This window comes from Methylobacterium nonmethylotrophicum (genome assembly GCF_004745635.1).
Classification (GTDB): domain Bacteria; phylum Pseudomonadota; class Alphaproteobacteria; order Rhizobiales; family Beijerinckiaceae; genus Methylobacterium; species Methylobacterium nonmethylotrophicum.
Window position 1 is genome coordinate 225,988 of sequence record NZ_SRLB01000010.1, and the last position, 24,947, is coordinate 250,934.

Below are 24,947 nucleotides of genomic sequence, written 5' to 3' on the forward strand. Positions count from 1 at the left end.
CGTTATCCGGGTTTCACTCCAGGATACAGCTCCGGCGTCCTGCCGCAAGGCTCATTCGCGTCGGCCTCCCAGGAATGTCACGATGGGCAACTGTCAACTTAGGTTGACACTCCCGTGGCGCCGGCCCTAGGTTTCCTCCATCGGCATCCGCGGCCAACGCGGGTCGGAAGTGAGGGCAGGCGCGATGGCGACGTCCACGGACCGGCCGTTTCTCTACAGCGAGGCCGAGCGGCGGCGGCGCGACGCCTCGCCCTGGACCCTGGTTCAGGGCGTGCTCGCGCCGGTGCAGTTCGCGGTCTTCCTGATGAGCCTCGCCCTGGTGCTGCGCACGCTCGCGACCGGGGAGGGGGCACCGCTCGCCAACGCCTCGGTGGTGGCCAAGACCCTCGCGCTCTACGCGATCATGATCACCGGCTCCCTGTGGGAGAAGGACGTGTTCGGGCGCTACCTGTTCGCCCCGGCCTTCTTCTGGGAGGACGCGGTCAGCATGCTGGTCCTGGCCCTGCACACGGCCTACCTGGTGGCGCTCGCTGCCGGCGCGCTCGGCACCTCCGGGCTGATGCTCCTGGCGCTCGCGGCCTACGCCAGCTACCTCGTCAATGCCGGCCAGTTCCTCCTGAAGCTGCGCGCCGCCCGGGCGCAGGCGCCGGCCTACGCCCTGGGGGCTGCGCGATGACAGCGCTCGCCTCCCCGGCCGCTTGCGGCCCCGAGATCCGCCAGGAGCGCGGCCAGCGGGCGGTGTTCTGCGGCCTCACCGGCATCGTCTGGCTGCACCGCAAGATCCAGGACGCCTTCTTCCTGGTGGTCGGCTCGCGCACCTGCGCGCACCTGATCCAGTCGGCCGCCGGCGTGATGATCTTCGCCGAGCCGCGCTTCGCCACCGCGATCATCGAGGAGCGCGACCTCGCCGGCCTCGCCGACGCGCACGAGGAGCTCGACCGGGTGGTGCGCCGCCTGCTCGAGCGCCGGCCCGACATCCGGCTGCTGTTCCTCGTCGGGTCCTGCCCGTCCGAGGTGATCAAGCTCGACCTTAGCCGCGCGGCGTCCCGGCTCTCCGCCGATTTCGCCCCCGCGGTGCGGGTGCTCAGCTATTCCGGCAGCGGCATCGAGACGACCTTCACGCAGGGCGAGGATGCCTGCCTGGCCTCCCTGGTGCCGGACCTGCCCCGCGGAACCGAGACCCCGCTCCTCGTCGTCGGCGCGCTCGCCGACGTGGTCGAGGACCAGTTCGCGCGGCTGTTCGACGATCTCGGCATCGGCCCGGTGCGCTTCCTGCCGGGCCGCCGCGCCGCCGACCGCGCCGCCATCGGCCCGGGCACGCGCTACCTCCTGGCGCAGCCCTTCCTCACCGAGACCGCCCGCGCCCTCGACGACCGCGGCGCCACCCGCATCCCGGCCCCGTTCCCCCTCGGGGCCGAGGGCACGACCCTGTGGCTGGCGGCGGCGGCCCGCGCCTTCGGGGTGACGCCGGCCAAAGTCGTCGCGGTCACGGAAGCGGGGCGGGCCCGGGCCGGGCGGGCGCTCCAGGCCCACCGGGCAGAGCTGTCCGGCCGGCGGGTGTTCTTCTTCCCCGACTCGCAGCTCGAAGTGCCGCTCGCCCGCTTCCTGTCGCGGGAGATGGGCGCGGAGCTGATCGAGGTCGGCACCCCCTACCTCCACCGCACCCACCTGGCGGAAGAGCTGGCTTTGCTGCCCGACGGCACCGCCGTGACGGAGGGCCAGAGCCTCGACGACCAGCTCGACCGCTGCCGGGCGGCGCGGCCCGATCTCACGGTCTGCGGCCTCGGCCTCGCCAACCCGCTCGAGGCGGAGGACCTCGCGACCAAGTGGTCGATCGAGCTCCTGTTCACCCCGATCCAGGGCTACGACCAGGCCGGCGACCTCGCCGGGCTGTTCACCCGTCCCCTCGCGCGGCGCGCGCGGCTGGAGGCCTGAGGCGGATGCAGCTCACGCTCTGGACCTACGAGGGGCCCCCTCACATCGGGGCGATGCGCATCGCCACCGCGATGCACGGCCTGCACTACGTGCTGCACGCGCCGCAGGGCGACACCTACGCCGACCTGCTCTTCACCATGATCGAGCGGCGCGACGCCCGCCCGCCGGTCACCTACACGACCTTCCAGGCCCGCGACCTCGGCTCCGACACCGCCGAGATCTTCAAGCGGGCGGTGCGCGAGGCCTACGAGCGGTTCCGCCCGCAGGCGATGATCGTCGGCGCCTCCTGCACGGCGGAACTGCTGCAGGACGATCCCGGCGGCCTGTCGCGGGCGCTGGGCCTGCCGATCCCGGTGATCCCACTCGAGCTCCCCGCCTACCAGAAGAAGGAGAACTGGGGCGCGTCCGAGACCTTCTACCGGCTGGTGCGCACGCTGGCGGGCCCGCCCGCCGCCGCGCCCGCCCGGGCGAGCTGCAACATCCTCGGCCCGACCGCGCTCGGCTTTCGGCACCGCGACGACGTGCGCGAGGTGCGGGGGCTCCTCGAGCGCCTCGGGATCGCCGTGAACGTGGTGGCGCCGCTGGGCGCCGCGCCCGCCGACCTCGCGCGCCTCTCACAGGCTGCGTTCAACGTCGTGCTCTACCCGGAAGTGGCGCGCAGCGCCGCGCAGTGGCTCGAGCGCACCCACGCCCAACCCTTCGTCGAGACCGCGCCGATCGGCGTCAAGGGAACGGTGGCCTTCGTGGAGGCGGTGGCGAAGCTTGCCGGCGTCGATCCGGCCCCGGTCCTGAGCGGCGAGGGCTCGCGGCTTCCCTGGTACTCGCGCTCGGTCGATTCGACCTACCTCACCGGCAAGCGCGTCTTCGTCTTCGGCGACGCCACCCACGCGGTCGCGGCGGCCCGGGTCGCGACGCGGGAGATCGGCTTCTCGCTGGTCGGCCTCGGCACCTATTCGCGCGAATTGGCCCGCGAGGTGCGGACCGAGGCGGCCCAGCACGGAATCGAGGCGCTGGTCACCGACGACTACCTGGCGGTCGAGGCGGCGATCGCGGCGGCGCAGCCGGAACTGGTGCTCGGCACCCAGATGGAGCGCCACATCGCCAAACGGCTCGGCATCCCCTGCGCGGTGATCTCGGCGCCGATGCACGTGCAGGACGTCCCGGCCCGCCACGCGCCGCAGATGGGCTTCGAGGGGGCGAACGTCCTGTTCGACACCTTCGTCCACCCGCTGATGATGGGGCTCGAGGAGCACCTGCTGGCGATGTTCCGGGACGACCCGGAATTCCATGACGGCGTCGCCCCTTCTCACCTCGGCGGCCGGCCGCGCGAGGAGGCCGAGACGGTCGTCGTCGCCGCGCCCGCCACCGCGGTGGCGCCGGTGGTCTGGTCGATCGAGGCCGAGCGCGAGCTGAAGAAGGTCCCCTTCTTCGTGCGCGGCAAGGCCCGTCACAACACCGAACGCTACGCCCGCGAGCGGGCGCTCCCGCTCATCACCGTCGAGACCCTGTACGATGCCAAAGCGCATTTCAGCCGGTAACGGGCCGGACGCGCTGCCGGAGCTGCGCGTCGTCATCGTCACCCTCGACAACCACCTCGCCGGGGCGGTGGAGCGGGCGCGCCGGGTGCTGGCGAAGACCGCGCCCGGCCTGGTCCTCGGCTTCCACGCCGCCGCCGAGTGGGAGACCGATCCCTCGGCGCTCGCATCCTGCCGGGCCGACATCGCCCGGGCCGACATCGTGCTCTCGGCGATGCTGTTCATGGACGAGCACGTCCGGGCAGTACTGCCGGATCTCCTCGCCCGCCGCCCGCATTGCGACGCGATGGTGGGCTGCCTCTCGGCGGCCGAGGTGGTGCGCACCACCCGGATGAACCGCTTCGCCATGGACGGCTCGCAGCGCGGCGCCCTCGACTTCCTCAAGCGCCTGCGCGGCAAGGCGGGCAAGGGCGGCGCGAGCAGCAGCGGCGCGCGCCAGATGGCGCTGATCCGCCAGATCCCCCGCATCCTGCGCTTCATCCCGGGCTCGGCCCAGGACGTGCGGGCCTATTTCCTGACCCTGCAATACTGGCTCGCCGGCTCGGACGAGAACGTCGTCAACCTGGTGCGCTTCCTCGCCGGGCGCTACGCCAGCGGCGCGCGCGCCGCCTGGCGCCAGCACCTCTCGGCCGCCGAGCCGCTCGCCTATCCGGAGACCGGCCTCTACCACCCGCGGCTGGCGGGCGGGGTCGGGGAACGCCTCGACCGGCTGCCGGCCGGCGGTCCGGCCGGGAGGGTCGGCCTGCTCCTGATGCGCTCCTACGTGCTCGCCGGCAACACGGCGCATTACGACGGGGTGATCGCGGCGCTCGAGGCCCGCGGGCTCACCGTCGTGCCGGCCTTCGCCAGCGGCCTCGACAACCGCCCGGCGGTGGAAAAGTTCTTCCTGCGCGACGGACGGGCGGCCATCGACGCGCTGGTCTCGCTCACCGGCTTCTCCCTCGTCGGCGGGCCGGCCTACAACGACGCCGCGGCGGCGGGCGCGATGCTGGCGCAGCTCGACGTGCCCTACCTCGCCGCGCAGGCGGTCGAGTTCCAGAGCCTGGAGCAATGGGAGGCCTCGGCGCGCGGCCTGTCGCCGGTCGAGGCCACCATGATGGTGGCGATCCCCGAACTCGACGGCGCCACCGCCCCGATGGTGTTCGGCGGACGCTCCGACCGGTCGGGCGATTCCCGCGACATGGCGGTGCATCCCGAGCGCGCCGCGCGCCTGGCCGACCGGGTCGCGCGCCTCGTCGCCCTGCGGGCCCGTCCGCTGCCCGAGCGCCGGGTCGCGGTGGTGCTGTTCAACTTTCCCCCGAATGCCGGCGCCACCGGCACCGCCGCCTTCCTGTCGGTGTGGGAGTCCCTCCACCGCGTGCTAAAGGGGATGCGGGCCGAGGGCTATACCGTCGAGATCCCCGAGACCGCCGACGCCCTGCGCGCCCGGGTTCTCGAGGGCAACGCCGCCCGCTACGGCACGCAGGCCAACGTCGCCCACCGCATCCCGGCCGACGAGCACGTCCGGCGCGAGGCCCACCTCGCCGAGATCGAGGCGCAGTGGGGCCCCGCTCCCGGGCGGCACCAGAGCGACGGGTCTTCGATCCTGGTGCTCGGCGCGCATTTCGGCAACGTCTTCGTCGGGGTGCAGCCGGCCTTCGGCTACGAGGGCGACCCGATGCGCCTGCTGTTCGAGCAGGGCTTCTCGCCGACCCACGCCTTCTCGGCCTTCTACCGCTACCTGCGCGAGGACTTTTACGCCGACGCGGTCCTGCATTTCGGCACCCACGGGGCGCTCGAATTCATGCCCGGCAAGCAGACCGGGCTCTCGGCCGCCTGCTGGCCGGAGCGGCTGATCGGGGCGCTTCCCAACGTCTACCTCTACGCCGCCAACAACCCGTCGGAGGGCACGCTCGCCAAGCGCCGGGCCGCCGCGACGCTGGTCAGCTACCTGACCCCGAGCCTTGCCCAGGCCGGGCTCTATCGCGGGCTGATCGACCTCAAGGCCTCCCTGGAGCGCCGCCGCGCCCTGCCGCCGGAGGACGCGGCCGAGCGGGCAAAGCTCGCGAGCCTGATCCACGGCCAGGCCCTCGGCCTCGACCTCGCGGAGGGCGACGGCTGGGGCGAGGATGCGGAGCACCGCATCGCCGATCTCGGCCAGCGGCTGATCGAGCTCGAGCACACCCTGATCCCGCACGGCCTGCACGTGGTCGGGCAGGGCACCCCGGCCGAGGAGCGCAGCGACCTGCTGCTGGCGCTCGCCGAATCCGTCCACGGGCTGACGCCGGAGCGCGCCGGCATCGCGCGGCTCGTCGCCGGGGCCGCGCCGGAAGAGGCGGTGGCGGCAGCCGGCCTGAACCTCGACGACGCGACCCTCGCGGCCTTCCGGGCGCTCGCAGAGACCGACCGGCTGCTCGCCGAGGACCACGAGATCCCGGCCCTGCTGCGCGCCCTCGACGGCCGCTTCGTCGCGCCGGTCGCCGGCGGCGACGTGCTGCGCTCGCCCGGGATCCTGCCGACCGGCCGCAACCTGCACGGCTTCGATCCCTACCGGATCCCGAGCGCCTTCGCTCTGGCCGACGGTCGCGCCCAGGTCGAGCGGCTGCTCGCCCGCCACGCGGCCGATGGCGGCGCCTATCCGGAGAGCATCGCCCTGGTGCTCTGGGGCAGCGACAACCTGAAGAGCGAGGGCGCCCCCGTCGCGCAGGCCCTCGCCCTGATGGGCGCGACTCCCCGCTTCGACGGCTACGGCCGGCTCTGCGGCGCGGCGCTGATCCCGCTCGCGGATCTCGGGCGGCCCCGCATCGACGTCGTGGCGACCCTGTCCGGCATCTTCCGCGACCTGCTGCCGCTGCAGACGAAGCTCCTCGCCGAGGCCGCCTACCTCGCGGCGACCGCCGACGAGCCGGAGGCGATGAACTTCGTGCGCAAGCACGCGCTCGCCCACCAGGCGGCGCAGGGCATCGACATCGAGACGGCGGCGCTCCGGGTCTTCAGCAACGCCGAGGGCGCCTACGGCGCCAACCTCAACCACCTCGTCGACAGCGGGCGCTGGGAGGACGAGACCGAGCTGTGCGAGACGTTCTCGCGCCGCAAGAGCTTCGCCTATGGCCGCACCGGCAAGCCGGAGCCCCGCCGTGCGCTGATGCAGGCGGTGCTGGCCCAGGTCGACCTCGCCTACCAGAACCTCGACTCGGTCGAGGTCGGGGTGACCAGCGTCGACCACTATTTCGACGGGCTCGGCGGCATGGCCCGCGCCGTCGCGAAGGCCCGCGGGACTTCGGTCCCCGTCTATATCAGCGACCAGACGCGGGGCGAGGGCCGGGTGCGCTCGCTCGCCGAGCAGGTCGCCCTCGAGACCCGCACCCGCATGCTCAACCCGAAATGGGTCGAGGGCATGCTCGGCCACGGCTACGAGGGCGTGCGCCAGATCGACCAGCACCTCACCAACACCGTGGGCTGGTCGGCCACCACCGACCAGGTCGCACCCTGGATCTACCAGCGCATCACCGAGACCTACGTGCTCGACGAGGCCATGCGCGAGCGCATGGCGGCGCTGAACCCCGCCGCATCCGCCAAGGTCGCCCACCGCCTGATCGAGGCGCACCGGCGCGGCTTCTGGACACCCGACCCCGAGACACGTGCCGCGCTCGACCGGGCCGAGGAGGCCCTGGAGGACCGGCTCGAAGGCATCACCGCGGAGGCCGCCGCATGAACATCGCGATCCGAAACCCCGTTGCGGCGAGACGAGAGGAGGGCAGCCTCCAGGTCGCCCTCGATCCGGACATCCGTATCGAGACCGCCAAGGTCTTCGCCGTCTACGGCAAGGGCGGCATCGGCAAGAGCACGACCTCGTCGAACCTCTCCGTCGCCTTCTCGAAGCTCGGCAAGCGGGTGCTGCAGATCGGCTGCGACCCGAAGCACGACTCGACCTTCACGCTGACGAAGCGCCTCGCCCCGACGGTGATCGATGCTCTGGAGGCGGTGCAGTTCCACTCGGAGGAGCTGCGCGTCGAGGACTTCGTGGTCGAGGGCTATAACGGCGTGCGCTGCGTCGAGGCGGGGGGCCCGCCGGCCGGGACCGGCTGCGGCGGCTACGTCGTCGGCCAGACCGTGAAGCTCCTCAAGGAGCATCACCTCCTGGAAGACACCGACGTGGTGATCTTCGACGTGCTCGGCGACGTCGTCTGCGGCGGCTTCGCCTCGCCGCTCCAGCACGCCGACCGGGCCCTCATCGTCACGGCGAACGACTTCGACTCGATCTTCGCCATGAACCGGATCGTCGCGGCGATCCACGCCAAGGCTAAGAATTACGGCGTGCGCCTCGGCGGCGTCATCGCCAACCGCTCGGCTGAGACCAACGAGATCGACCGCTTCAACGACGCGGTCGGCCTCAAGCGCCTGGCGCATTTCCGCGACCTCGACGTGGTGCGCCGCTCGCGCCTGAAGAAGGCGACCCTGTTCGAGATGGATCCCTCGCCGGAGCTGCTCGCGGTGCAGGCCGAGTACCTGCAGCTCGCCGAGCAGCTCTGGGCCGGTGTCGAGGCGCTGGAAGCGGTGCCGATGAAGGACCGCGACCTGTTCGAGTTCCTGGGGTTCGACTGATGACCAGCCCCACCTACGCCACCCGCCGGGCCCAGCTCGAGACCTATTTCGACCGTACCGCGGTCGAGGCCTGGGCGCGGCTGACCTCCGACGCGCAGGTGAGCCGCATCCGCGCCACCGTGCGGGCCGGCCGCGACGCGATGCGGGCGGAACTCCTGTCCTGGCTGCCCGCCGACCTCTCCGGACGGCGCCTGCTCGATGCCGGCTGCGGCACCGGGGCGCTCGCCGTCGCGGCGGCGCGGCGCGGAGCCGAGGTCGTCGCGGTCGACGTCTCCCCGACGCTGATCGGGCTCGCCCGCGAGCGCACCACCGCCTTCGGGCTGCCGGGCCGGCTCGATTTCCGCGTCGGCGACATGCTGGACGAGGGCTTAGGAGCCTTCGACCACGTCGTGGCGATGGATTCGCTGATCCACTACCGCACCCCGGACATCGTGCGGGCGCTCGACCAGCTCGCCCGGCGCACCGAGGCGTCGGTGCTCTTCACCGTGGCGCCGCGCACGCCGCTCCTGACCCTGATGCACGCCACCGGCCGCCTCTTCCCCCGCGGCGACCGCGCGCCGGCGATCGAGCCGGTCGGGGAGGGGGCGTTGCGCCGCCGCATCGCCGACGAGCCGGGGCTCGCGCCCTTCGCGCTTGCCCGCAGCCGGCGCATCACCTCCGGCTTCTACCTCTCCAACGCCCTGGAGCTCGCGCGCCGATGAGCCCGGGACGCCGCCTCGCCCGCGCCCTCGCGGATCTCGGGCCCCGCTACCTGCCCTTCGCGGACGCCGCCACGGCGGAGCTGCCGCTCGGCCGGCTCCTGCGCCTGTCGCTGTTCCAGGTCACGGTCGGGATGGCGGCGGTGCTGCTGATCGGCACCCTCAACCGGGTGATGATCGTCGAGCTCGACGTGCCGGCCTGGATCGTCGCCGTGATGCTGTCGCTGCCGCTGCTCGCCGCCCCGTTCCGGGCGCTGGTCGGCTTCCGCTCCGACACGCACCGCTCGGTGCTCGGCTGGCGGCGCGTCCCGTACCTCTGGTTCGGCACGCTGCTGCAGTTCGGCGGCTTCGCCATCATGCCGTTCGCGCTCCTGATCCTGTCGGGGGACACGACCGGGCCGATCGTCGTCGGCCAGGTGGCGGCGGCGCTCGCCTTCGTGCTCGTCGGCGCCGGCCTCCACACCACCCAGACCGTGGGGCTGGCGCTCGCCACCGACCTCGCGCCGGCCCATGCCCGCCCGAAGGTGGTGGCGCTTCTCTGCGCCATGCTCCTCGTCGGCATGATGGCGAGCGCCGTGGTGTTCGGCCTGGCGCTCGCGAATTTCTCCGCCATCCGGCTGATCCAGGTGATCCAGGGCGCGGCGCTCGCCACCCTCGTCCTCAACGGCATCGCCCTGTGGAAGCAGGAGCCGCGCGACACCTCCCGCAAGGCGGACGCCCCGCGCCGCTTCGGCGAGGCCTGGGAGGCGTATTCCGCGGAGCCGCAGGCGCGCCGCCGCCTGCTGGCCACCGGCCTCGGCACGGCGGGGTTCAGCATGCAGGACATCCTGCTCGAGCCCTATGGCGGCCAGATCCTGCACCTGCCGGTGGCGGCCACGACCGCGCTCACCGCCGTGCTGGCGGTCGGGGGCGGGGCGGGGCTCGTGACCGCGGCGCGCTGGCTCAACCGCGGCGGCGACCCGTTCCGGGTCGCGGCGGCCGGCGCCGTCGTCGGCATCGCGGCCTTCTCGGCGGTGGTCTTCGCCGCGCCCTTGAGCTCCGGCGGGCTCTTCGCCTGCGGCGTGGCGCTGATCGGCGTCGGCGGCGGGCTCTTCGCCCACGGCACGCTGACCGCCTCAATGGCGAGCGCGCCTCCCGCGCAATCCGGCCTCGCGCTCGGCGCCTGGGGCGCCGTGCAGGCCTGCGCCGCGGGTGCCGCGATCGCGGCAAGCGGCATCCTGCGCGATGCCGGCTCGGCGCTCGCCGTGTCGGGCCGCCTCGGCGAGGCCCTCGCCGAAGCCTCGACCGGCTACCTCGTCGTCTACCACATCGAGATCGGGCTCCTCTTCGCCACCCTGGTGGCGATCGGCCCGCTGGTGCGCCGCCGCCCCGATCACCCCCCGCTCACCGCCCGCCCGGCCCTGCCCTAAAAGGAGGCCCTCATGCCCAAGGGTGCCATCACGAGCTACATCGACGTCGCGCAACTGGTGCTCTACGCGTTCTGGCTGTTCTTCGCCGGCCTGGTCTTCTACCTGCGCCGCGAGGACCGCCGCGAGGGCTACCCGCTCGAATCCGAGACCCATGGCGGCCTGAAAGGCTGGGACTGGCTCTTCCTGCCCAGCCCGAAGACCTTCCTGCTCGCCGACGGCAGGACCGTGCTGGCGCCGCGGCCCGAGGAAGGCCCGACCGGCCCGCTCAAGGCGGTCAAGCGCGAGCCCTGGCCCGGCGCCCCGATCGAGCCGACCGCGACGGACGATTCCCGCCTCGCCGACGGCGTCGGCCCGGGCGCCTATGCCCAGCGCGCCGAGCGGCCCGACCTCACCTGGGAGGGCAAGCCCCGCATCGTGCCGATGCGCGTCGCCGAGGAGTTCACGGTCGCGGCGGACGACCCCGATCCGCGCGGCATGCCGGTCTACGGCGCCGATCGCGTGCTGGCCGGCACCGTCACGGAGATCTGGGTCGATCGCGGCGAGTCGCTGCCGCGCTACTACGAGATGGAACTCGAGGGCGCCCGCGACCGCACGGTGCTGATCCCGGTGACCTTCGCCGACGTGCCGCGCTTCAGCCGAGAGAGGAAGATCGTCGTCGAGGCCCTCCTCGCCCGCCAGTTCGCCGGCGTGCCGGCGCAGCGCGACCCCGACAGCATCACCCTGCGGGAGGAGGAGCGGGTCATGGCGTATTACGGCGCCGGCACGCTCTACGCCACCGCCGACCGCGAGGAGCCGCTGCTGTGACGCCTGCTCCGATCCCGAATGGGCTGCCCGGCCCGCTGCCCCCAGGCGAGCGCCTGCTCTGGCAGGGCCGCCCGGCGCTGGTGAGCCTGGCGCGCCGCGCCTTCCACGTCGACCTCGTCGCCCTCTATTTCGGCGGGCTCGCGGCCTGGCAGGTGATCGCGGCGGGGCGGATCTCGGCGGCCTGGCCGGTGCTCCTCGGCGGAGCCCTCGGGCTGGCGATCCTGTTCGCCCTCGCCTGGGGCGCCTGCCGCACCACGGTCTACACCCTGACCGACCGGCGGCTGATGCTGCGCATCGGCATCGCGCTGCAGATGGACATCAACCTGCCGCTCAAGGAGATCGAGGCCGCCTCCTTCCGCCGCTTCGGCGACGGCAGCGGCGACCTGCCCCTCCTGCTGAAGCCCGGCGTGCGGCTCGCCTACCTGCACCTGTGGCCGCATGCCCGGCCCTGGCGGCTGACCCGGCCCGAGCCGATGCTGCGCTGCGTGCCCGACGCCGAGGGCGTGGCCAAGCGCATCGCGGCGGCGCTCGCCGAGGCGAACGGCCAGCCCGTCCAGGCGCTGCCGCCGGCGCCCGCTTCCGCTCCGGTGCTCCCCGGCCGCCTCGCGGCGGCGGGCCACTAGGGAGGCGGCGATGTCCCACGACATCCCGGTCCCGCGCAAGCTGCTCGGCAGCGCCGCGCTTCTCGTCGCCTTCTCGCTCGCCGCGGTGGCGATCGGCCGGTTCGGTGGCGTCGGCGTCACGCAGATGCCGGCCGCCCACGCGGTCCAGGTGCTAGACCTCACCGTCGAGGACCGCCAGGGCGGCAGCGTCACCCTGCGCGACGCCCGCGACGGGCGACTCGTGGCGGAGGTTGCCCCGGGCGAGGACGGCTTCCTGCGCGCGACCTTGCGGGTCATGGCCCAGGCGCGCCTGCGCGAGGGGCTGCCGCGCGGGGAGCCGTTCCGCCTCACCCGCTGGGACAACGGCACGCTCTCGCTCGACGACGTCGCGTCGGGCCGGCGGATCAACCTCGAGGCCTTCGGGCTCGGCAACGCGGCCGCCTTCGCGCGGCTGCTCGAACAGGGGAGGGGCGCATCGTGATGCACTGGTTGGGCGGCGGACGCCGCATCGAGGTGCCGTGCACGGTCGAGATCGAGCAGACGGCCGAGAGCCTGCACGCCCACGTGACGCTGGACGGGGGGCTGCTGATCGCGCCGGGCGACGAGGTGACGGTGCACGACGCGCCGACCTCCGTGCCCTACGGCGAGCGGATCGTGGTGCGCCGCCAGGCCACGGTGGTGCGCGCCGGCGCGGTCGAGCGCCTGTGGACCCGCATCGCGGGCCATTTCGAACTCACCGAACTCTACGAAGTCAGCTTCTCGGAAAGGACGCGGCTATGAGCGCGGCTTCCCCCTACACCCCGAACGAGAGCACCAAGTCGGCCCAGGAAACGACCTTCCTGAGCCCCCGCTTCTACACCACGAACTTCGAGGAGCTCGACCGCACCAATGTCGAGCCGGTGCGGGCCGAGTGGGACGTGCTCATCGCGGAGATGCGCTCCGACCCCAACAAGCGCCACTTCGTGCGCAATTCCGACTTCGACCTCGATCTCTCCGGCCTCGACCCGGAGCTGCGCAAGGAATTTCTGGACTTCCTGGTCTCGTCGATCACCGCCGAGTTCTCGGGCTGCGTGCTCTACGCCGAGATGCGCAAGCGCGCCAAGAACAAGGACATCCGCGAGCTGTTCGGCTTCATGAGCCGCGACGAGGCCCGCCACGCCGGCTTCATCAACGACACGCTGAAGGATTTCGGGGTCGGCATCGACCTCGGCTTCCTGACGAAGGCCAAGAAGTACACGCATTTCCGGCCGAAATTCATCTTCTACGCCACGTATCTTTCTGAGAAGATCGGCTACGCCCGCTACATCACGATCTTCCGCCACCTCGAGCGCAACCCGGACAAGCGCTTCCACCCGATCTTCAAGTGGTTCGAGAAGTGGTGCAACGACGAGTTCCGCCACGGCGAGGCGTTCGCGCTCCTGATGCGTGCCAACCCGAAGCTGCTCACCGGCATCAACTACTACTGGATCAAGTTCTTCCTGCTGGCGGTGTTCTGCACGATGTACGTGCGCGACCAGTGCCGGCCGGCCTTCCACAAGGCGCTCGGGGTCGACCCGAAGGAGTACGACTTCCAGGTCTTCGCGATCACCTCGGAGATCTCGCGGCAGGTCTTCCCGCTCACGCTCGATATCGACCATCCGGGCTTCCGGGCCGGGCTCGAGCGGCTCTTGGCCTGCGCCCGGGGCATCGAGGAGGCGAAGGCGCAGGGCGGCCTGATCGGCAAGCTCAAGCATGCCGGCTACGCGGCGAAGGCCGCCCTGGCCTTCGGGCGGCTGATGGTGATGCCGGCCAAGGCCAACCCGATGCCGGCGCAGATCCGCCTCAGCCCCGCCTGGTAGCGCCCGCATGTCCGACTACGCCGCCCCGATCCTCTACGCCGTCGTGATCTGGTGGTTCCTGACCGGGGCGATCCTCTGGCTGAACCACCGGCCGCGCCGGACCCATGCCTGGAGCTTCGGGGCGACGACGCTGGCGCTCGTCGCCGCCCTCTGGGTCGTCGCCTGGAGCGCAGGCCAGGAGAGCGAGGGGGCGGCCTACGCGGCCTTCACGGCGGCCCTGATCGTCTGGGGCTGGCAGGAGATGGCCTTCTACATGGGCTATCTCGCCGGTCCCCGGCGCACGCCGGGCGCCCCCACCGCCCGGGGCCTCGCCCGCTTCGGCGCGGCGGCGGCGACGAACCTGTGGCACGAGGCGGCGATCATCTCAGGGTTCGCCGCCATCGCCTGGCTGACGGCGGGTTGCCCGAACCGGATGGCGCTCTGGACCTACCTGGTCCTGTGGGGGATGAACCTCAGCGCCCGCCTCAACCTCTTCCTCGGCGTGCGCAACCTCCACGCCGAATTCCTGCCGGAGCACCTGCGCTACCTCGGCAGCTTCTTTCGCCGCGCGCCGATGAACGCGCTGTTTCCGGTGGCGATGATCCTCGCCACCGGCTTCCTCCTGGTGCTCCTGCACCCCGCCGTCACCGAGAGCGCCTCGGCCTTCAAGCGCTCCGGCCACACCATGATGGCGACCCTGATGGCCCTCGCCATCCTGGAGCACGGCTTCCTGATGCTGCCGCTGCCCTCCGCCGCGCTCTGGGGCTGGGGGCTGCCGGGCCGCCGCCCGGGGGCCGATGCCGCTCCGTAAGAAACCCAGAAGAACACGCCCACAAGAACACCGTACAAGGGGACGCTCGATGGATTACGAGGCAATGTTCTCCGCCGCCCTCCAGGGCCTGCACCGCGAGGGGCGCTACCGGGTCTTCACCGACCTCGAGCGGCAGGCCGGGCGCTTTCCCTACGCCACGCAGCACGGCGCCCACGGCACCCGCGAGGTGACGGTGTGGTGCTCGAACGATTATCTCGGCATGGGTCAGCACCCGGCGGTGACGGGCGCGATGCACGAGGCGATCGACCGCTGCGGCGCCGGTGCCGGCGGCACCCGCAACATTTCGGGCACCAACCACTACCATGTGCTGCTCGAGCGCGAACTCGCCGACCTGCACGGCAAGGAGGCGGCGCTCCTCTTCACCTCGGGCTACGTCTCGAACTGGGCCGGGCTCGGCACCCTCGCCTCGAAGCTGCCCGGCTGCGTGGTGTTCTCCGACGAAGGCAACCACGCCTCGATGATCGAGGGCATCCGCTCGAGCCGCGCCGAGCGCCACATCTTCCGCCACAACGATCCCGACGACCTCGACCGCAAGCTGCGGCTCGTCGATCCCGCCCTGCCGAAGCTCGTCGCCTTCGAGTCGGTCTACTCGATGGACGGCGACATCGCGCCGATCGCCGAGCTCTGCGACGTCGCAGACTCCCACGGCGCCATGACCTACCTCGACGAGGTCCACGCGGTGGGCCTCTACGGCCCGCGCGGCGGCGGCATCGCCGAGCGCGAGGGGCTGATGCACCGCCTCACCGTCATCGAGGGGACGCTCGGCAAGGCCTTCGCGGTCTCGGGCGGCTACATCGCCGCCTCCGCGGCGCTCTGCGACTTCGTGCGCAGCTTCGCCTCGGGCTTCATCTTCACCACCTCGCTCCCGCCGGCGATCGCGGCGGGCGCAGCCGCGAGCATCCGCCACCTCAAGGCGAGCGGGGTCGAGCGGGCCCGCCACCAGGACCGCGTCGCCGCGGTGCGCCGGCGCCTGTCGGCGATCGGCATCCCGCTCCTCGACAACCCGAGCCACATCGTGCCGGTGATGGTGGGCGATCCGGTCCTGTGCAAGCAGATCAGCGATACCCTGCTCGACGAGTTCGCGATCTACGTCCAGCCGATCAACTACCCCACCGTGCCGCGCGGGACCGAGCGCCTGCGCATCACCCCGTCGCCGCTCCACAGCGACGCCGACATCGACCACCTGGCGGCGGCGCTCGGGGCGATCTGGGGCCGGATCGGGCTGGCCCGGGCGGCGTAGCGCGCGCGCCGCTGAACCCTCCCCCCTCTGCGGGGGAGGGTGCCCCGCGGATGCGGGGCGGGAGAGGGGCAGCGCCACGCTGGTCCAGAGGCCGCCTTTCAGAGCAGTCGCTACTTCTCCGGAAACGGCGTCCCCTCTCCCGGCTCACTCCGTTCGCCACCCTCCCCCGCAGAGGGGGGAGGGTCACGCGCGCGACCGCCACGGGCCTCAATGTCAAGTTAATCGACTGTCATTTTCATTAGACATTCCCGCCCTCCCGGCCGATCCTGTCCCCACTGTCAGCCTTCGAGGACCCGAACCGTGGCGCCCACCCAATCGGCCCTGTCCCGGCGGGCCCCGAAGCCGGCATTCGTGGCACCGGCCGCGCGGCCCGAGCCCAAAGCCCGACCGCCCTATCCGTTCTCGGCCATCGTCGGGCAGGACGCCATGCGGCGCGCGCTGCTGGTCGCGGCGGTCGATCCGACGGTCGGCGGGGTGCTGGTCTTCGGCGACCGCGGCACCGGCAAGTCCACCGCCGTACGGGCGCTCGCCGCCCTGCTGCCGCCGATGCGGGCGGTGGCGGGCTGCGCCTATTCCTGCGATCCGGTCGAGGCCGGCACCCTCTGCTCGGCCTGCTCCGCCCGCCGGGCGCAGGGGCTCGCGGTCCAGACCGTGCCGGTGCCGGTGGTCGACCTGCCGCTCGGGGCCACCGAGGACCGGGTGGTCGGCGCCCTCGACATCGGCCGGGCGCTCGGGGCCGGCGAGAAGGCGTTCGAGCCGGGGCTGCTCGCCCGCGCCAATCGCGGCTTCCTCTACATCGACGAGGTCAACCTGCTGGAGGACCATCTCGTCGACCTGCTCCTCGACGTGGCGGCCTCGGGCGTCAACACCGTCGAGCGCGAGGGCCTGAGCCTGCGCCACCCGGCCCGCTTCGTCCTCGTCGGCAGCGGCAACCCGGAGGAGGGCGAGCTGCGCCCGCAGCTCCTCGACCGCTTCGGCCTCGCGGTGCAGGTCGCGACGCCGACCGATCTCGCGAGCCGCGTGACGATCGTGCGCCGGCGCGATGCCTACGAGCGCGATCCCGCCGGCTTCGCGGACGAGTGGGAGGAGGCGGAGATTCTTCTCGGCCGGCAGATCGTGGCGGCCCGGGCGCGCCTGCCCGATGTCGCGGTGCCCGACGCCGTGCTGGAGGCCGCGGCGCGCCTGTGCCTGGCGCTCGGCACCGACGGCCTGCGCGGCGAGCTGACCCTGATGCGGACCGCCCGGGCGCTGGCGAGCCTCGACGGCGACGACACCGTGACCCTCGACCACCTCCGCGAGGTGGCGCCGAGCGCCCTGAGCCACCGCCTGCGCCGCAACCCCCTCGACGAGGCCGGGTCCGAGGCCCGGATCGCCCGGGCCCTCGCCGAGGTCCTGGGGTGACCGCGCCGCAGGACGCAACGTCTTCGGACGCGAGAGCGCCGGATGCGACCTGGAGCCGGGCCTGCCTCGCGGCGGCCCTGGTCGCCCTCGATCCGGCCGGCACCGGCGTCGTCCTGCGCGCCCGGCCCGGCCCGGTGCGGGATTCCTGGCTCGACGCCTTGCGCGCCCTCCTGCCCGTCGGCATGCCGGTGACGCGCCTGCCGCCCGGGATCGCCGACGACGCGCTCCTCGGCGGGCTCGACCTGCCGGCCACCCTGCGGACCGGACGGCCGGTGGCGCAGCCGGGCCTGCTCGCCCGCAGCCATGGCGGCATCGTCCTGGTGCCGATGGCCGAGCGGCTGGCGCCCGGCATTGCGGCGCGGATCGCCCAGGTCCTCGACACCGGCAGCGTCGAGGTCGCCCGGGACGGCATCGCCACCCGGCACCCGGCACAGGTCGGCCTGGTGCTCCTCGACGAGGGGGAGGGCGAGGACGAGGCCCTGCCGCCCGGCCTCGCCGACCGCGCGGCGATCCACCTCGACCTCGACGCCATTCCACCGGGCGCCGTCGCCACGCCACTGCCGCGCCCCGATCTCGACGCCGCCCGCGCCGCCCGGTCCGCCCTCCCGGCGGAGGCGGCCGAAACGCTCTGCGCCCTCGCGGCGCGGCTCGGCATCGCGTCGCTGCGTGCACCGCTCCTCGCCCTGCGGGTGGCCCGGCTGCATGCCGGCCTCGACGGGCGCAGCATCGTCGAGGAACTGGACCTGGCCGTTGCCGTCGCCCTGGTTCTGGCACCGCGGGCCCGCACCTGGCCGCAGGACGCGGACGAGGCCGCGGCCGAGCCCCCGCGGCCGGACCGGGACGACGAGGCCGGCCCCGCCGGCCAGGAGAGCGGCGAGGACCGCATTCTGGCGGCCGCCGCGGCGAGCCTGCCGCCCGGCCTGCTCGCCCGCCTGCTCGCGCACGAGGGGCCGCGCAATCGATCACCCGGCGCCGGCCGCGCCGGGGCCGTGGCGCAGGCGCAGCGCGGCCGCCCGGTCGGCGCCCGGCCGGGAGATCCGCGGCGCGGGCGGCTCGCCCTGATCGAGACACTGCGGGCCGCCGCGCCCTGGCAGCGCCTGCGCAGAGCCGAGGGCGCGGCGCGCCTGCGCATCACGGCGGACGACCTGCGCATCCGCCGCCTGGTGCAACGGCGCGAGACCACCACGATCTTCGCGGTCGACGCCTCCGGCTCCGCGGCGCTGGAGCGGCTGGCCGAGGCCAAGGGCGCGGTCGAGTCGCTCCTCGCCGAGTGCTACGTCCGCCGCGACCGGGTCGCCCTCGTGGCCTTCCGGGGCCGCGGCGCCGAATTGCTGCTCGTTCCCACCCGCTCGCTGGTGCGGGCCAAGCGCGCCCTGGCGGCCCTGCCCGGCGGCGGCGGCACGCCGCTTGCGGCCGGCATCGAGGCGGCCGGCCGGCTCGCCGCCGCCGAGCGCCGGGCCGGGCGCAGCCCGGTCGTGCTGCTCCTCACCGACGGCCGTGCCAACGTCGCCCGCTCCGGCGCGCCCGGCCGGGCGCAGGCCGCCTCCGACGCCCTCAGCGCCGCCCGGGCCCTGGCCCAGGAGGGCACCCGCGCGCTGGTCATCGACACCGCCGCGCGCCCCCAGGACGCCGCCCGGGCGCTGGCCGCCGCGATGGCGGCGCGCTACCTGGCGATGCCGCAGGCCGATGCCGCGCGCCTGACCCGGGCCGTGCGCGAGGCCGCCCCTTCGTGTTGAGCACGATGCCCCGCTTCGACGACAGGCCCGCCTTCGCGCGGGAGGGCCGGGACTGGCCGAACCGCGAGGCGAGCCGCTTCGTCGCCGCCGGCGGCCTGACCTGGCACGTGCAGGAAGCGGGCGCGGGCCCGGTCCTGCTCCTCGTCCACGGCACCGGCGCGGCGACCCATTCCTGGCGCGGGCTCATGCCGCTGCTCGCCCGCGACTTCCGGGTGATCGCCCCGGACCTGCCGGGCCACGGCTTCACCGATCCCCTGCCGACGCCCTCGCTGCCGCGCATGGCCCGGGCGCTCGGCGACCTGCTGCGCGTCCTCGACGCGGCCCCGCAGGTCGTGGTCGGCCACTCCGCCGGTGCGGCGATCCTGGCCCGGCTCTGCCTCGACGGCGCGCTCGCGCCGCGCCTCCTCGTCGGGCTCAACGCGGCGCTCAAACCCTTTCCGGGGATGGCGGGCTTCATCTTCCCGGCGATGGCCCGCGCCCTCTTCCTCAACCCCGTGACGCCGCGGGTCTTCGCCTGGTCGGCCGACCGCGCCGCGGTCGAGCGGCTGATCCACGGCACCGGCTCGACCCTCGACCGCACCGGCCTCGACCTCTACCGCCGCCTGTTCCAGACTCCGGGCCACGTCGCCGGCGCCCTCGGCATGATGGCGCACTGGGACCTCGTCCCCCTCGACCGCGACCTGCCCCGCCTCACGCCCCCGCTGCTGCTGATCGTCGGCGGGGAGGACCGCACCATCGCCCCCGACGTTTCCTTCGCCCTCGCCGACCGCCTCGGCGGACGGGCGAAGGTGGAGCTGCTGCGCGGGCTGGGGCATCTCGCGCATGAGGAGAAGCCGGAGGTGGTGGCGGGGCTGATCCGGGATGGGGCGCTGCAGGCATAGGTCTTGGCAGACCCAGTTCACACGACCGTCTTTCCCGCTTGCCACCCGCCCCGGCCGCGATGATAGTGTCAAGTTATGTTGACACTCGACGACGCGCCGCTGCGGGTCACCACCGCCCGGCGCAGGCCCCGTGCGGTGGTGATCGGCAGCGGCTTCGGCGGGCTCGCGGCGGCGGTGAGGCTCGGGGCGCGGGGCTACCGGGTGACCGTGCTGGAGCGCCTGGAGCAGCCGGGCGGGCGGGCGCGGGTCCACCGGCAGGACGGCTTCGCGTTCGATGCCGGGCCGACCATCGTCACCGCGCCGTTCCTGTTCGAGGAGCTCTGGGCCCTGTGCGGCCGACGCCTCGCCGACGACGTGACGCTGGTGCCGATGCGGCCGTTCTACCGCATCCGCTTCGACGACGGCGCCAGCTTCGCGATGTGCGGCGAGGCGGAGGCCATGCGCGCCGAGGTCGAGCGCCTGTCGCCCGGCGAGGGCGGCGCCTATGACCGCTTCATGGCGCTCTCGGACGAATTGTGCCGGGTCGGGTTCGAGCAGCTCGGCGCGGTGCCGTTCGGGCGCCTCGCCGACATGCTGCGCGTCGCCCCCGACCTCGTGCGGATCGGCGGCCACCGCAGCGTCTACAGCCTGGTCGCGTCGGTGTTTCGCGACGAGCGACTGCGCACCGCCTTCAGCTTCCACCCGCTGCTGATCGGCGGCTCGCCGTTCCGAGCGAGCGCGCTCTACTGCCTGATCGCAGCGCTGGAGCGGCGCTGGGGCGTGCACTCGGCGCTCGGCGGCACCGGCGCCCTGGTGCGCGGCCTCGTCAACCTGATCGAGGGCCAGGGCGGCGAGGTCCGCTGCAACGCCGAGGTCGCGCGCATCCTGGTCGAGGACAGCACCGCGCGGGGCGTGGCGCTCTCCGACGGCACGACGATGCCCGCCGACGTGGTGGTGTCGAACGCCGATTCGGCCTTCACGGCCCTGCACCTGCTGCCGCCGGCGACCCGGGGCTGGCGCGAGCGGCGCCTCGGCCGGGCGCAATCCTCGATGGGCCTGTTCGTCTGGTATTTCGGCACGCGGCGCACCTATCCGGAGCTGGCCCACCACACGATCCTGCTCGGGCCGCGCTACCGCGGGCTCCTCGACGACATCTTCTCCCGCAAGGTGCTGGCCGAGGACATGAGCCTCTACCTCCACCGCCCGACCGCGACCGATCCGAGCGTGGCGCCGCCGGGCCACGACGCGTTCTACGCCCTGGCCCCGGTGCCGAACCTCGCCGGCGGGCAGGACTGGGCGGCGCTGGCCGAGCCGTTCCGGCAGCGCGTGGCGGCGCGCCTCGAGGCCACCGTCCTGCCGGGCCTATCGGAGGCCCTCGTCACCTCGCGGGTGACGACGCCGCAGGACTTTTCCGACGACTTCCTGGCCTGGCGCGGCTCGGGCTTCGGCCTCGAGCCGATCCTCACCCAGAGCGCGTATTTCCGGCCGCACAACCGAAGCGGCGCGGTGCGCCACCTCTACCTCGTCGGCGCCGGCACCCATCCGGGGGCCGGGCTGCCGGGCGTGCTCTCCTCGTCGAAGATCCTCGATCGCGTGGTGCCGGATGCTGCCGTCTTCGCCTGATGCGCCTCTCGCGCGCCCCGCCGACCACGCCGCCTGCCGGGCGGCGATCCGGACCGGCTCGCGCAGCTTCTACGCCGCCTCGTGGCTGCTGCCCCGGGCCGTGCGCCGCGACGCCTATGGGCTCTACGCCTTCTGCCGCCTCTCGGACGATGCGGTCGACGGGGCGGGCGCCCGGGCTGACGCGGTGCCGCGCCTGCAGGCGCGCCTCGCGGCGGCCTATGCCGGCCGCCCCGCCGATGCCCCGGCCGACCGGGCGCTCGCCGAGATCGTCGCGCGCCACGCCATTCCCCAGGCGCTGCCGGCGGCCCTCCTCGAAGGGCTGGCCTGGGACGCCGCCGGGCGGCGCCACCCGGACCTCTCCTCCCTCGTCGCCTACGCGGCCCGGGTCGCCGGCTCCGTCGGGGCGATGATGACGCTCCTGATGAACGAGCGCTCGCCGGAGGCGCTCGCGCGGGCCTGCGACCTCGGCATCGCCATGCAGCTCACCAATGTCGCCCGCGACGTCGGCGAGGATGCCCGGGCCGGGCGCCTCTACCTGCCCGAGACCTGGCTGCGCGAGGCCGGGCTCGACCCCGACGCCTTCCTGGCCCGGCCGGAGCCGAGCCCGGCCCTGGCCTCGGTGGTGGCCCGCCTGCTGGAGGCCGCCGACCTGCTGTACGCCCGTGCGGAATCCGGCATCGCAATGCTGCCGCCGGCCTGCCGCCCGGCGGTGCGGGCAGCGGGGCTGATCTACGCCGAGATCGGCCGCGACCTCACCCGCGCCGGCCTCGACCCGGTCAGCCGCCGCGCCCGCGTGCCGGGCCGCCGCAAGGCGCAGCTCCTCGCCCGCGCCGTCCTCACCCCCTCGACCCGCCGCGCCGACCGGCCGGCCCTGCCGGAGGCGGTCTTCCTGGTCGAGGCGGTGGCGGCCATGCCGCACCAGGCCGCGAGGCGGCGACCGGCCTGGTGGAACCTCGGCGCGCGGGCCGTGCGCGTGCTCGACCTCATCGAGGTCCTGCGCGAGCGCGAGCGCCTCGGCGGCGCGGCGCCCTCGTGAGCGAGGCGCTGTTCGCCTTCCTGGATTTCGGCCTCGCCTTCGGGGTCGTGCTCGGCCTCGGCTTCTGGCAACTCTGGGTGCTGCGCCGGGACAGGCGGCAGCGGGAAACGGCGCGCCAGGAGGGCGAGCGGAAGCAGGATTCGTGACCGCAGGCGCTTGCGGCGACGTCGTCGGCGTGGGGCGGGAGGTCGGGGGATCGCGACGGTGAGGCCGTCGCGGGGACAGCCGGCGGAGCGAGGCAGGGCACCGACGATGGCGCGCTCCTCCGCGCCCGCCGTCCACGGGGCAGGGCGTGAGGCCGGCCCGGGCGGTCCCGGCCATCCTCGGGTCGGCGCTTCGCGCCGGGTCGGCGCTTCGCGCCGGGTCCGCGCGTCGCGCCAGGTACGGATGGTCTCGGTGGAGGCGCCGTCACGGCGCGTGAGGCCGATCGAGGGTTCAGGAGAGCGGGCGATGTCGGCGCTCAGGGCGAAGGGTCATGCGGGCGTCGGGGTCGGGATCGCGTGCATCAGCGCGTCGCCCGGGAGGAGGAGCGCCGTGTCCGCTCGAAGCGCCAAACATGCGCCCCGATCGCCCGGCGTGCCGCCTCTCAACGACGGTCCGCCACCAAACGGCGAGGTCAGGGCGCCTGCCGGGCGATCGCCACCGGATCGACCGAGACCTCCTGCTTGAGCGTGCGGAGCGCGAAGACCGAGCGCGACTGGCGGATGCCGCGGAGGCGGTAGAGCTTCTCGCGCAGGAAGCGCTCGTAATGCGCGGTGCCGCTGACCGCGACCTTGATCATGTAATCGTACTCGCCGGTCACCAGATGCGCCTCCAGCACCTCCGGGATGCGCAGGATCTCGGAGCCGAACGCCTCCAGCACCGAATCGTCGTGCTTGTCGAGCGTCACCTCGACGAACACCACGTCCGGGATGCCGAGCGCCCGGTGGTCGAGCACCGCGACGTAGTCGCGGATCAGCCCGGCCTCCTCGAGGCGCCTGAGCCGCGTCCAGCACGGCGATTGCGACAGGCCGACCCGCTCGGCCAGGGCCGCGATGGTCAGCCGGCCGTCGGCCCGCAGGGCGCCGAGGATCCTGCGGTCGATGTCGTCGAGCCGGTGCGGCTCCGTGCTCCTCGCCGGGGCCGACGCCCGCACGGAACGCCTGTTCGGCGCTTCAGCCTTCGATGCCATCGCGTGTTCTCCGGGCACGGGCTTTAGCCGCGAAAATCGGCGAGGACCATCCGGCCGGACCGGGCTACAAGGGAGGCCAATCAAGCGTCGCGGGAGGACGCGCATGGCTCAGGGGCACCCCGTCGAGATCCGGGAACGGACCCTCCCCGTCCTTGGCGGGATCGCGCGCCTGCCCGGAGGGGTGGAGCGCGCGGGCGACCCGCTGCGCCATCCCGCCCTCGCGAGCGAGGCCGCCGCGTCCTCCGTCACGCCGTCGATCCTGGTCCCGGACGGCACGGATCTCGCCGTCCTGGCCGCCCGCCCGGCGCGCCACCCGGCGGCCGTCGAGGCGCGGGTCGGCGCTGCCGTCGCCTCCTGATCCGCCGGGCGCCTTCGACGAACCGTCCGCGACCCCTCTTCCGCAAGGGCCTCCGCCATGCCGCCAGACGCCCCGAGCCCCCAAGCTCCCCTGACCCTTCACGTGCCGGAGCCCGCCGTCCGCCCGGGCGGCAATCCGAGCTTCTCGGATCTCGACATCCCGGAGGCCGGCGCGGTCCGCAGGCCCGCGGTCGACGTGGCGGCCGCCGACATCCGCGACCTCGCCTACACGCTGATCCGGGTGCTCGATGCCGACGGCAACGCGGTCGGCCCCTGGGCCGGCTCGCTCACCGACGAGGAGCTGCTCGCGGGCTTGCGCGACATGATGAAGCTGCGTGCCTTCGATGCCCGCATGCTGATGGCCCAGCGCCAGGGCAAGACCTCGTTCTACATGCAGCATCTCGGCGAGGAGGCGGTGAGCACCGCCTTCCGGCGCGCGCTCGAACCCGGCGACATGAACTTCCCGACCTACCGCCAGGCGGGCCTGCTCATCGCCGGCGGCTATCCGCTCGTCGACATGATGTGCCAGATCTACTCGAACGAGGCCGATCCGCTGCACGGGCGCCAGTTGCCGGTGATGTACTCGGCCAAGGATCACGGCTTCTTCTCGATCTCCGGCAACCTCGCGACGCAGTACGTCCAGGCGGTCGGCTGGGCGATGGCCTCGGCGATCAAGAACGACACCAGGATCGCAGCCGCCTGGATCGGCGACGGCTCGACCGCCGAATCCGACTTCCACGCGGCCCTCGTCTTCGCGTCGACCTACCGGGCGCCGGTGGTGCTCAACGTCGTCAACAATCAGTGGGCGATCTCGACCTTCCAGGGCTTCGCCCGCGGCGGCTCCTCGACCTTCGCGGCGCGGGGCCACGGCTTCGGCATCCCGGCTTTGCGGGTCGACGGCAACGACTACCTCGCCGTCCACGCGGTGGCGAAATGGGCGGTGGAGCGGGCGCGGCGCAACCTGGGGCCGACGCTCGTCGAGTACGTCACCTACCGGGCCGGCGCGCACTCGACCTCGGACGACCCCTCCGCCTACCGGCCGAAGACCGAGTTCGACGCCTGGCCGCTGGGCGATCCCGTCAAGCGGTTGAAGGATCACCTGATCGCCCGCGGCGCCTGGTCGGAGGAGCGCCATCGCCAGGGCGAGGCCGAGATCCTCGACGAGGTCGTGGCCGCGCAGCGCGAGGCCGAGACCCACGGCACGCTCCATGCCGGCGGCAAGCCGTCGCCGCGCGACATGTTCGAAGGCGTGTTTTCCGAGATGCCGCCCCACCTGCGCCGCCAGCGCCAGCAGGCGGGGTACTGAC

23 protein-coding genes are annotated in these 24,947 nt (G+C 73.4%); 22 read left to right on the forward strand and 1 reads right to left on the reverse strand.

What is annotated here, in order from left to right; all coding sequences use genetic code 11:
- Positions 1–184: 184 nt before the first annotated feature.
- The 20 genes from bchF to EU555_RS36185 all read left to right on the forward strand — a co-directional run bounded on the left by bchF (position 185) and on the right by EU555_RS36185 (position 22,258).
- Positions 185–676: a 2-vinyl bacteriochlorophyllide hydratase gene (bchF, locus tag EU555_RS15605; protein ID WP_135415603.1), complete on the forward strand. Its 492-nt coding sequence runs from the start codon at positions 185–187 to the stop codon at positions 674–676.
- Positions 673–1,935 (forward strand): ferredoxin:protochlorophyllide reductase (ATP-dependent) subunit N, encoded by a 1,263-nt coding sequence (locus tag EU555_RS15610; RefSeq protein WP_135415605.1) that lies wholly within the window; start codon positions 673–675, stop codon positions 1,933–1,935. The genes bchF and EU555_RS15610 overlap by 4 nt, the downstream gene beginning before the upstream one ends.
- Positions 1,936–1,940: 5 nt before the next feature.
- Positions 1,941–3,473, forward strand: coding sequence for a ferredoxin:protochlorophyllide reductase (ATP-dependent) subunit B (gene bchB / locus EU555_RS15615; protein WP_135415606.1), 1,533 nt, complete (start codon positions 1,941–1,943; stop codon positions 3,471–3,473).
- Positions 3,448–7,164 carry a magnesium chelatase subunit H gene (locus EU555_RS15620; protein WP_135415608.1) on the forward strand — a complete coding sequence of 1,239 codons (3,717 nt, stop codon included), beginning with the start codon at positions 3,448–3,450 and terminating at the stop codon, positions 7,162–7,164. Before bchB ends, EU555_RS15620 begins: the two co-directional genes overlap by 26 nt.
- Positions 7,161–8,054: a ferredoxin:protochlorophyllide reductase (ATP-dependent) iron-sulfur ATP-binding protein gene (gene bchL, locus EU555_RS15625; RefSeq protein ID WP_135415610.1), complete on the forward strand. Its 894-nt coding sequence runs from the start codon at positions 7,161–7,163 to the stop codon at positions 8,052–8,054. Before EU555_RS15620 ends, bchL begins: the two co-directional genes overlap by 4 nt.
- Positions 8,054–8,755: a magnesium protoporphyrin IX methyltransferase gene (gene bchM, locus EU555_RS15630; protein WP_135415612.1), complete on the forward strand. Its 702-nt coding sequence runs from the start codon at positions 8,054–8,056 to the stop codon at positions 8,753–8,755. Before bchL ends, bchM begins: the two co-directional genes overlap by 1 nt.
- Positions 8,752–10,161: an MFS transporter gene (locus EU555_RS15635; RefSeq protein WP_135415614.1), complete on the forward strand. Its 1,410-nt coding sequence runs from the start codon at positions 8,752–8,754 to the stop codon at positions 10,159–10,161. Before bchM ends, EU555_RS15635 begins: the two co-directional genes overlap by 4 nt.
- Positions 10,162–10,173: 12 nt before the next feature.
- Positions 10,174–10,965, forward strand: coding sequence for a photosynthetic reaction center subunit H (puhA, locus tag EU555_RS15640; protein ID WP_135415616.1), 792 nt, complete (start codon positions 10,174–10,176; stop codon positions 10,963–10,965).
- Positions 10,962–11,588, forward strand: a complete 627-nt coding sequence (gene puhB, locus EU555_RS15645; protein ID WP_135415618.1) for a photosynthetic complex putative assembly protein PuhB — start codon at positions 10,962–10,964, stop codon at positions 11,586–11,588. Before puhA ends, puhB begins: the two co-directional genes overlap by 4 nt.
- Positions 11,589–11,598: 10 nt before the next feature.
- Positions 11,599–12,048: a photosynthetic complex assembly protein PuhC gene (puhC, locus tag EU555_RS15650; RefSeq protein WP_135415620.1), complete on the forward strand. Its 450-nt coding sequence runs from the start codon at positions 11,599–11,601 to the stop codon at positions 12,046–12,048.
- Positions 12,048–12,347, forward strand: a complete 300-nt coding sequence (locus EU555_RS15655) for a hypothetical protein (protein WP_135415712.1) — start codon at positions 12,048–12,050, stop codon at positions 12,345–12,347. The genes puhC and EU555_RS15655 overlap by 1 nt, the downstream gene beginning before the upstream one ends.
- A complete protein-coding gene (gene acsF, locus EU555_RS15660) occupies positions 12,344–13,405 on the forward strand; it encodes a magnesium-protoporphyrin IX monomethyl ester (oxidative) cyclase (RefSeq protein WP_135415622.1) in 1,062 nt (353 codons plus the stop codon). The genes EU555_RS15655 and acsF overlap by 4 nt, the downstream gene beginning before the upstream one ends.
- A gap of 7 nt (positions 13,406–13,412) precedes the next feature.
- Positions 13,413–14,195, forward strand: a complete 783-nt coding sequence (puhE, locus tag EU555_RS15665) for a putative photosynthetic complex assembly protein PuhE (protein WP_135415624.1) — start codon at positions 13,413–13,415, stop codon at positions 14,193–14,195.
- Between the two features lie 49 nt (positions 14,196–14,244).
- Positions 14,245–15,456 (forward strand): 5-aminolevulinate synthase, encoded by a 1,212-nt coding sequence (hemA, locus tag EU555_RS15670; protein ID WP_135415626.1) that lies wholly within the window; start codon positions 14,245–14,247, stop codon positions 15,454–15,456.
- A gap of 426 nt (positions 15,457–15,882) precedes the next feature.
- Entirely contained in the window at positions 15,883–16,857 is a 975-nt protein-coding gene (gene bchI / locus EU555_RS15675) for a magnesium chelatase ATPase subunit I (RefSeq protein ID WP_245524323.1), read from the forward strand.
- Positions 16,854–18,593, forward strand: coding sequence for a magnesium chelatase subunit D (locus tag EU555_RS15680; RefSeq protein ID WP_135415630.1), 1,740 nt, complete (start codon positions 16,854–16,856; stop codon positions 18,591–18,593). The genes bchI and EU555_RS15680 overlap by 4 nt, the downstream gene beginning before the upstream one ends.
- Before the next feature lie 5 nt (positions 18,594–18,598).
- Positions 18,599–19,474 (forward strand): alpha/beta fold hydrolase BchO, encoded by an 876-nt coding sequence (gene bchO / locus EU555_RS15685; protein ID WP_135415632.1) that lies wholly within the window; start codon positions 18,599–18,601, stop codon positions 19,472–19,474.
- Positions 19,475–19,549: 75 nt separating this feature from the next.
- Complete coding sequence (gene crtI, locus EU555_RS15690; protein WP_135415634.1) at positions 19,550–21,076, forward strand: phytoene desaturase family protein; 1,527 nt, start codon at positions 19,550–19,552, stop codon at positions 21,074–21,076.
- Complete coding sequence (locus EU555_RS15695) at positions 21,057–22,112, forward strand: phytoene/squalene synthase family protein (protein ID WP_135415636.1); 1,056 nt, start codon at positions 21,057–21,059, stop codon at positions 22,110–22,112. The genes crtI and EU555_RS15695 overlap by 20 nt, the downstream gene beginning before the upstream one ends.
- Entirely contained in the window at positions 22,109–22,258 is a 150-nt protein-coding gene (locus EU555_RS36185; protein WP_167858558.1) for a hypothetical protein, read from the forward strand. Before EU555_RS15695 ends, EU555_RS36185 begins: the two co-directional genes overlap by 4 nt.
- Before the next feature lie 470 nt (positions 22,259–22,728).
- On the opposite strand, the gene EU555_RS15700 is transcribed toward EU555_RS36185, so the two are convergent.
- Positions 22,729–23,283, reverse strand: a complete 555-nt coding sequence (locus EU555_RS15700; RefSeq protein WP_135415638.1) for an Lrp/AsnC family transcriptional regulator — start codon at positions 23,281–23,283, stop codon at positions 22,729–22,731.
- 103 nt (positions 23,284–23,386) lie between these two features.
- Between EU555_RS15700 and EU555_RS15705 the strand changes: the two genes are divergently transcribed.
- Entirely contained in the window at positions 23,387–23,641 is a 255-nt protein-coding gene (locus tag EU555_RS15705; RefSeq protein ID WP_135415640.1) for a hypothetical protein, read from the forward strand.
- Positions 23,642–23,698: 57 nt separating this feature from the next.
- On the forward strand, positions 23,699–24,946 hold the full coding sequence (locus tag EU555_RS15710; RefSeq protein ID WP_135415642.1) for a 3-methyl-2-oxobutanoate dehydrogenase (2-methylpropanoyl-transferring) subunit alpha: 1,248 nt from the start codon (positions 23,699–23,701) through the stop codon (positions 24,944–24,946).
- The last annotated feature ends 1 nt before the right edge of the window (position 24,947 follow it).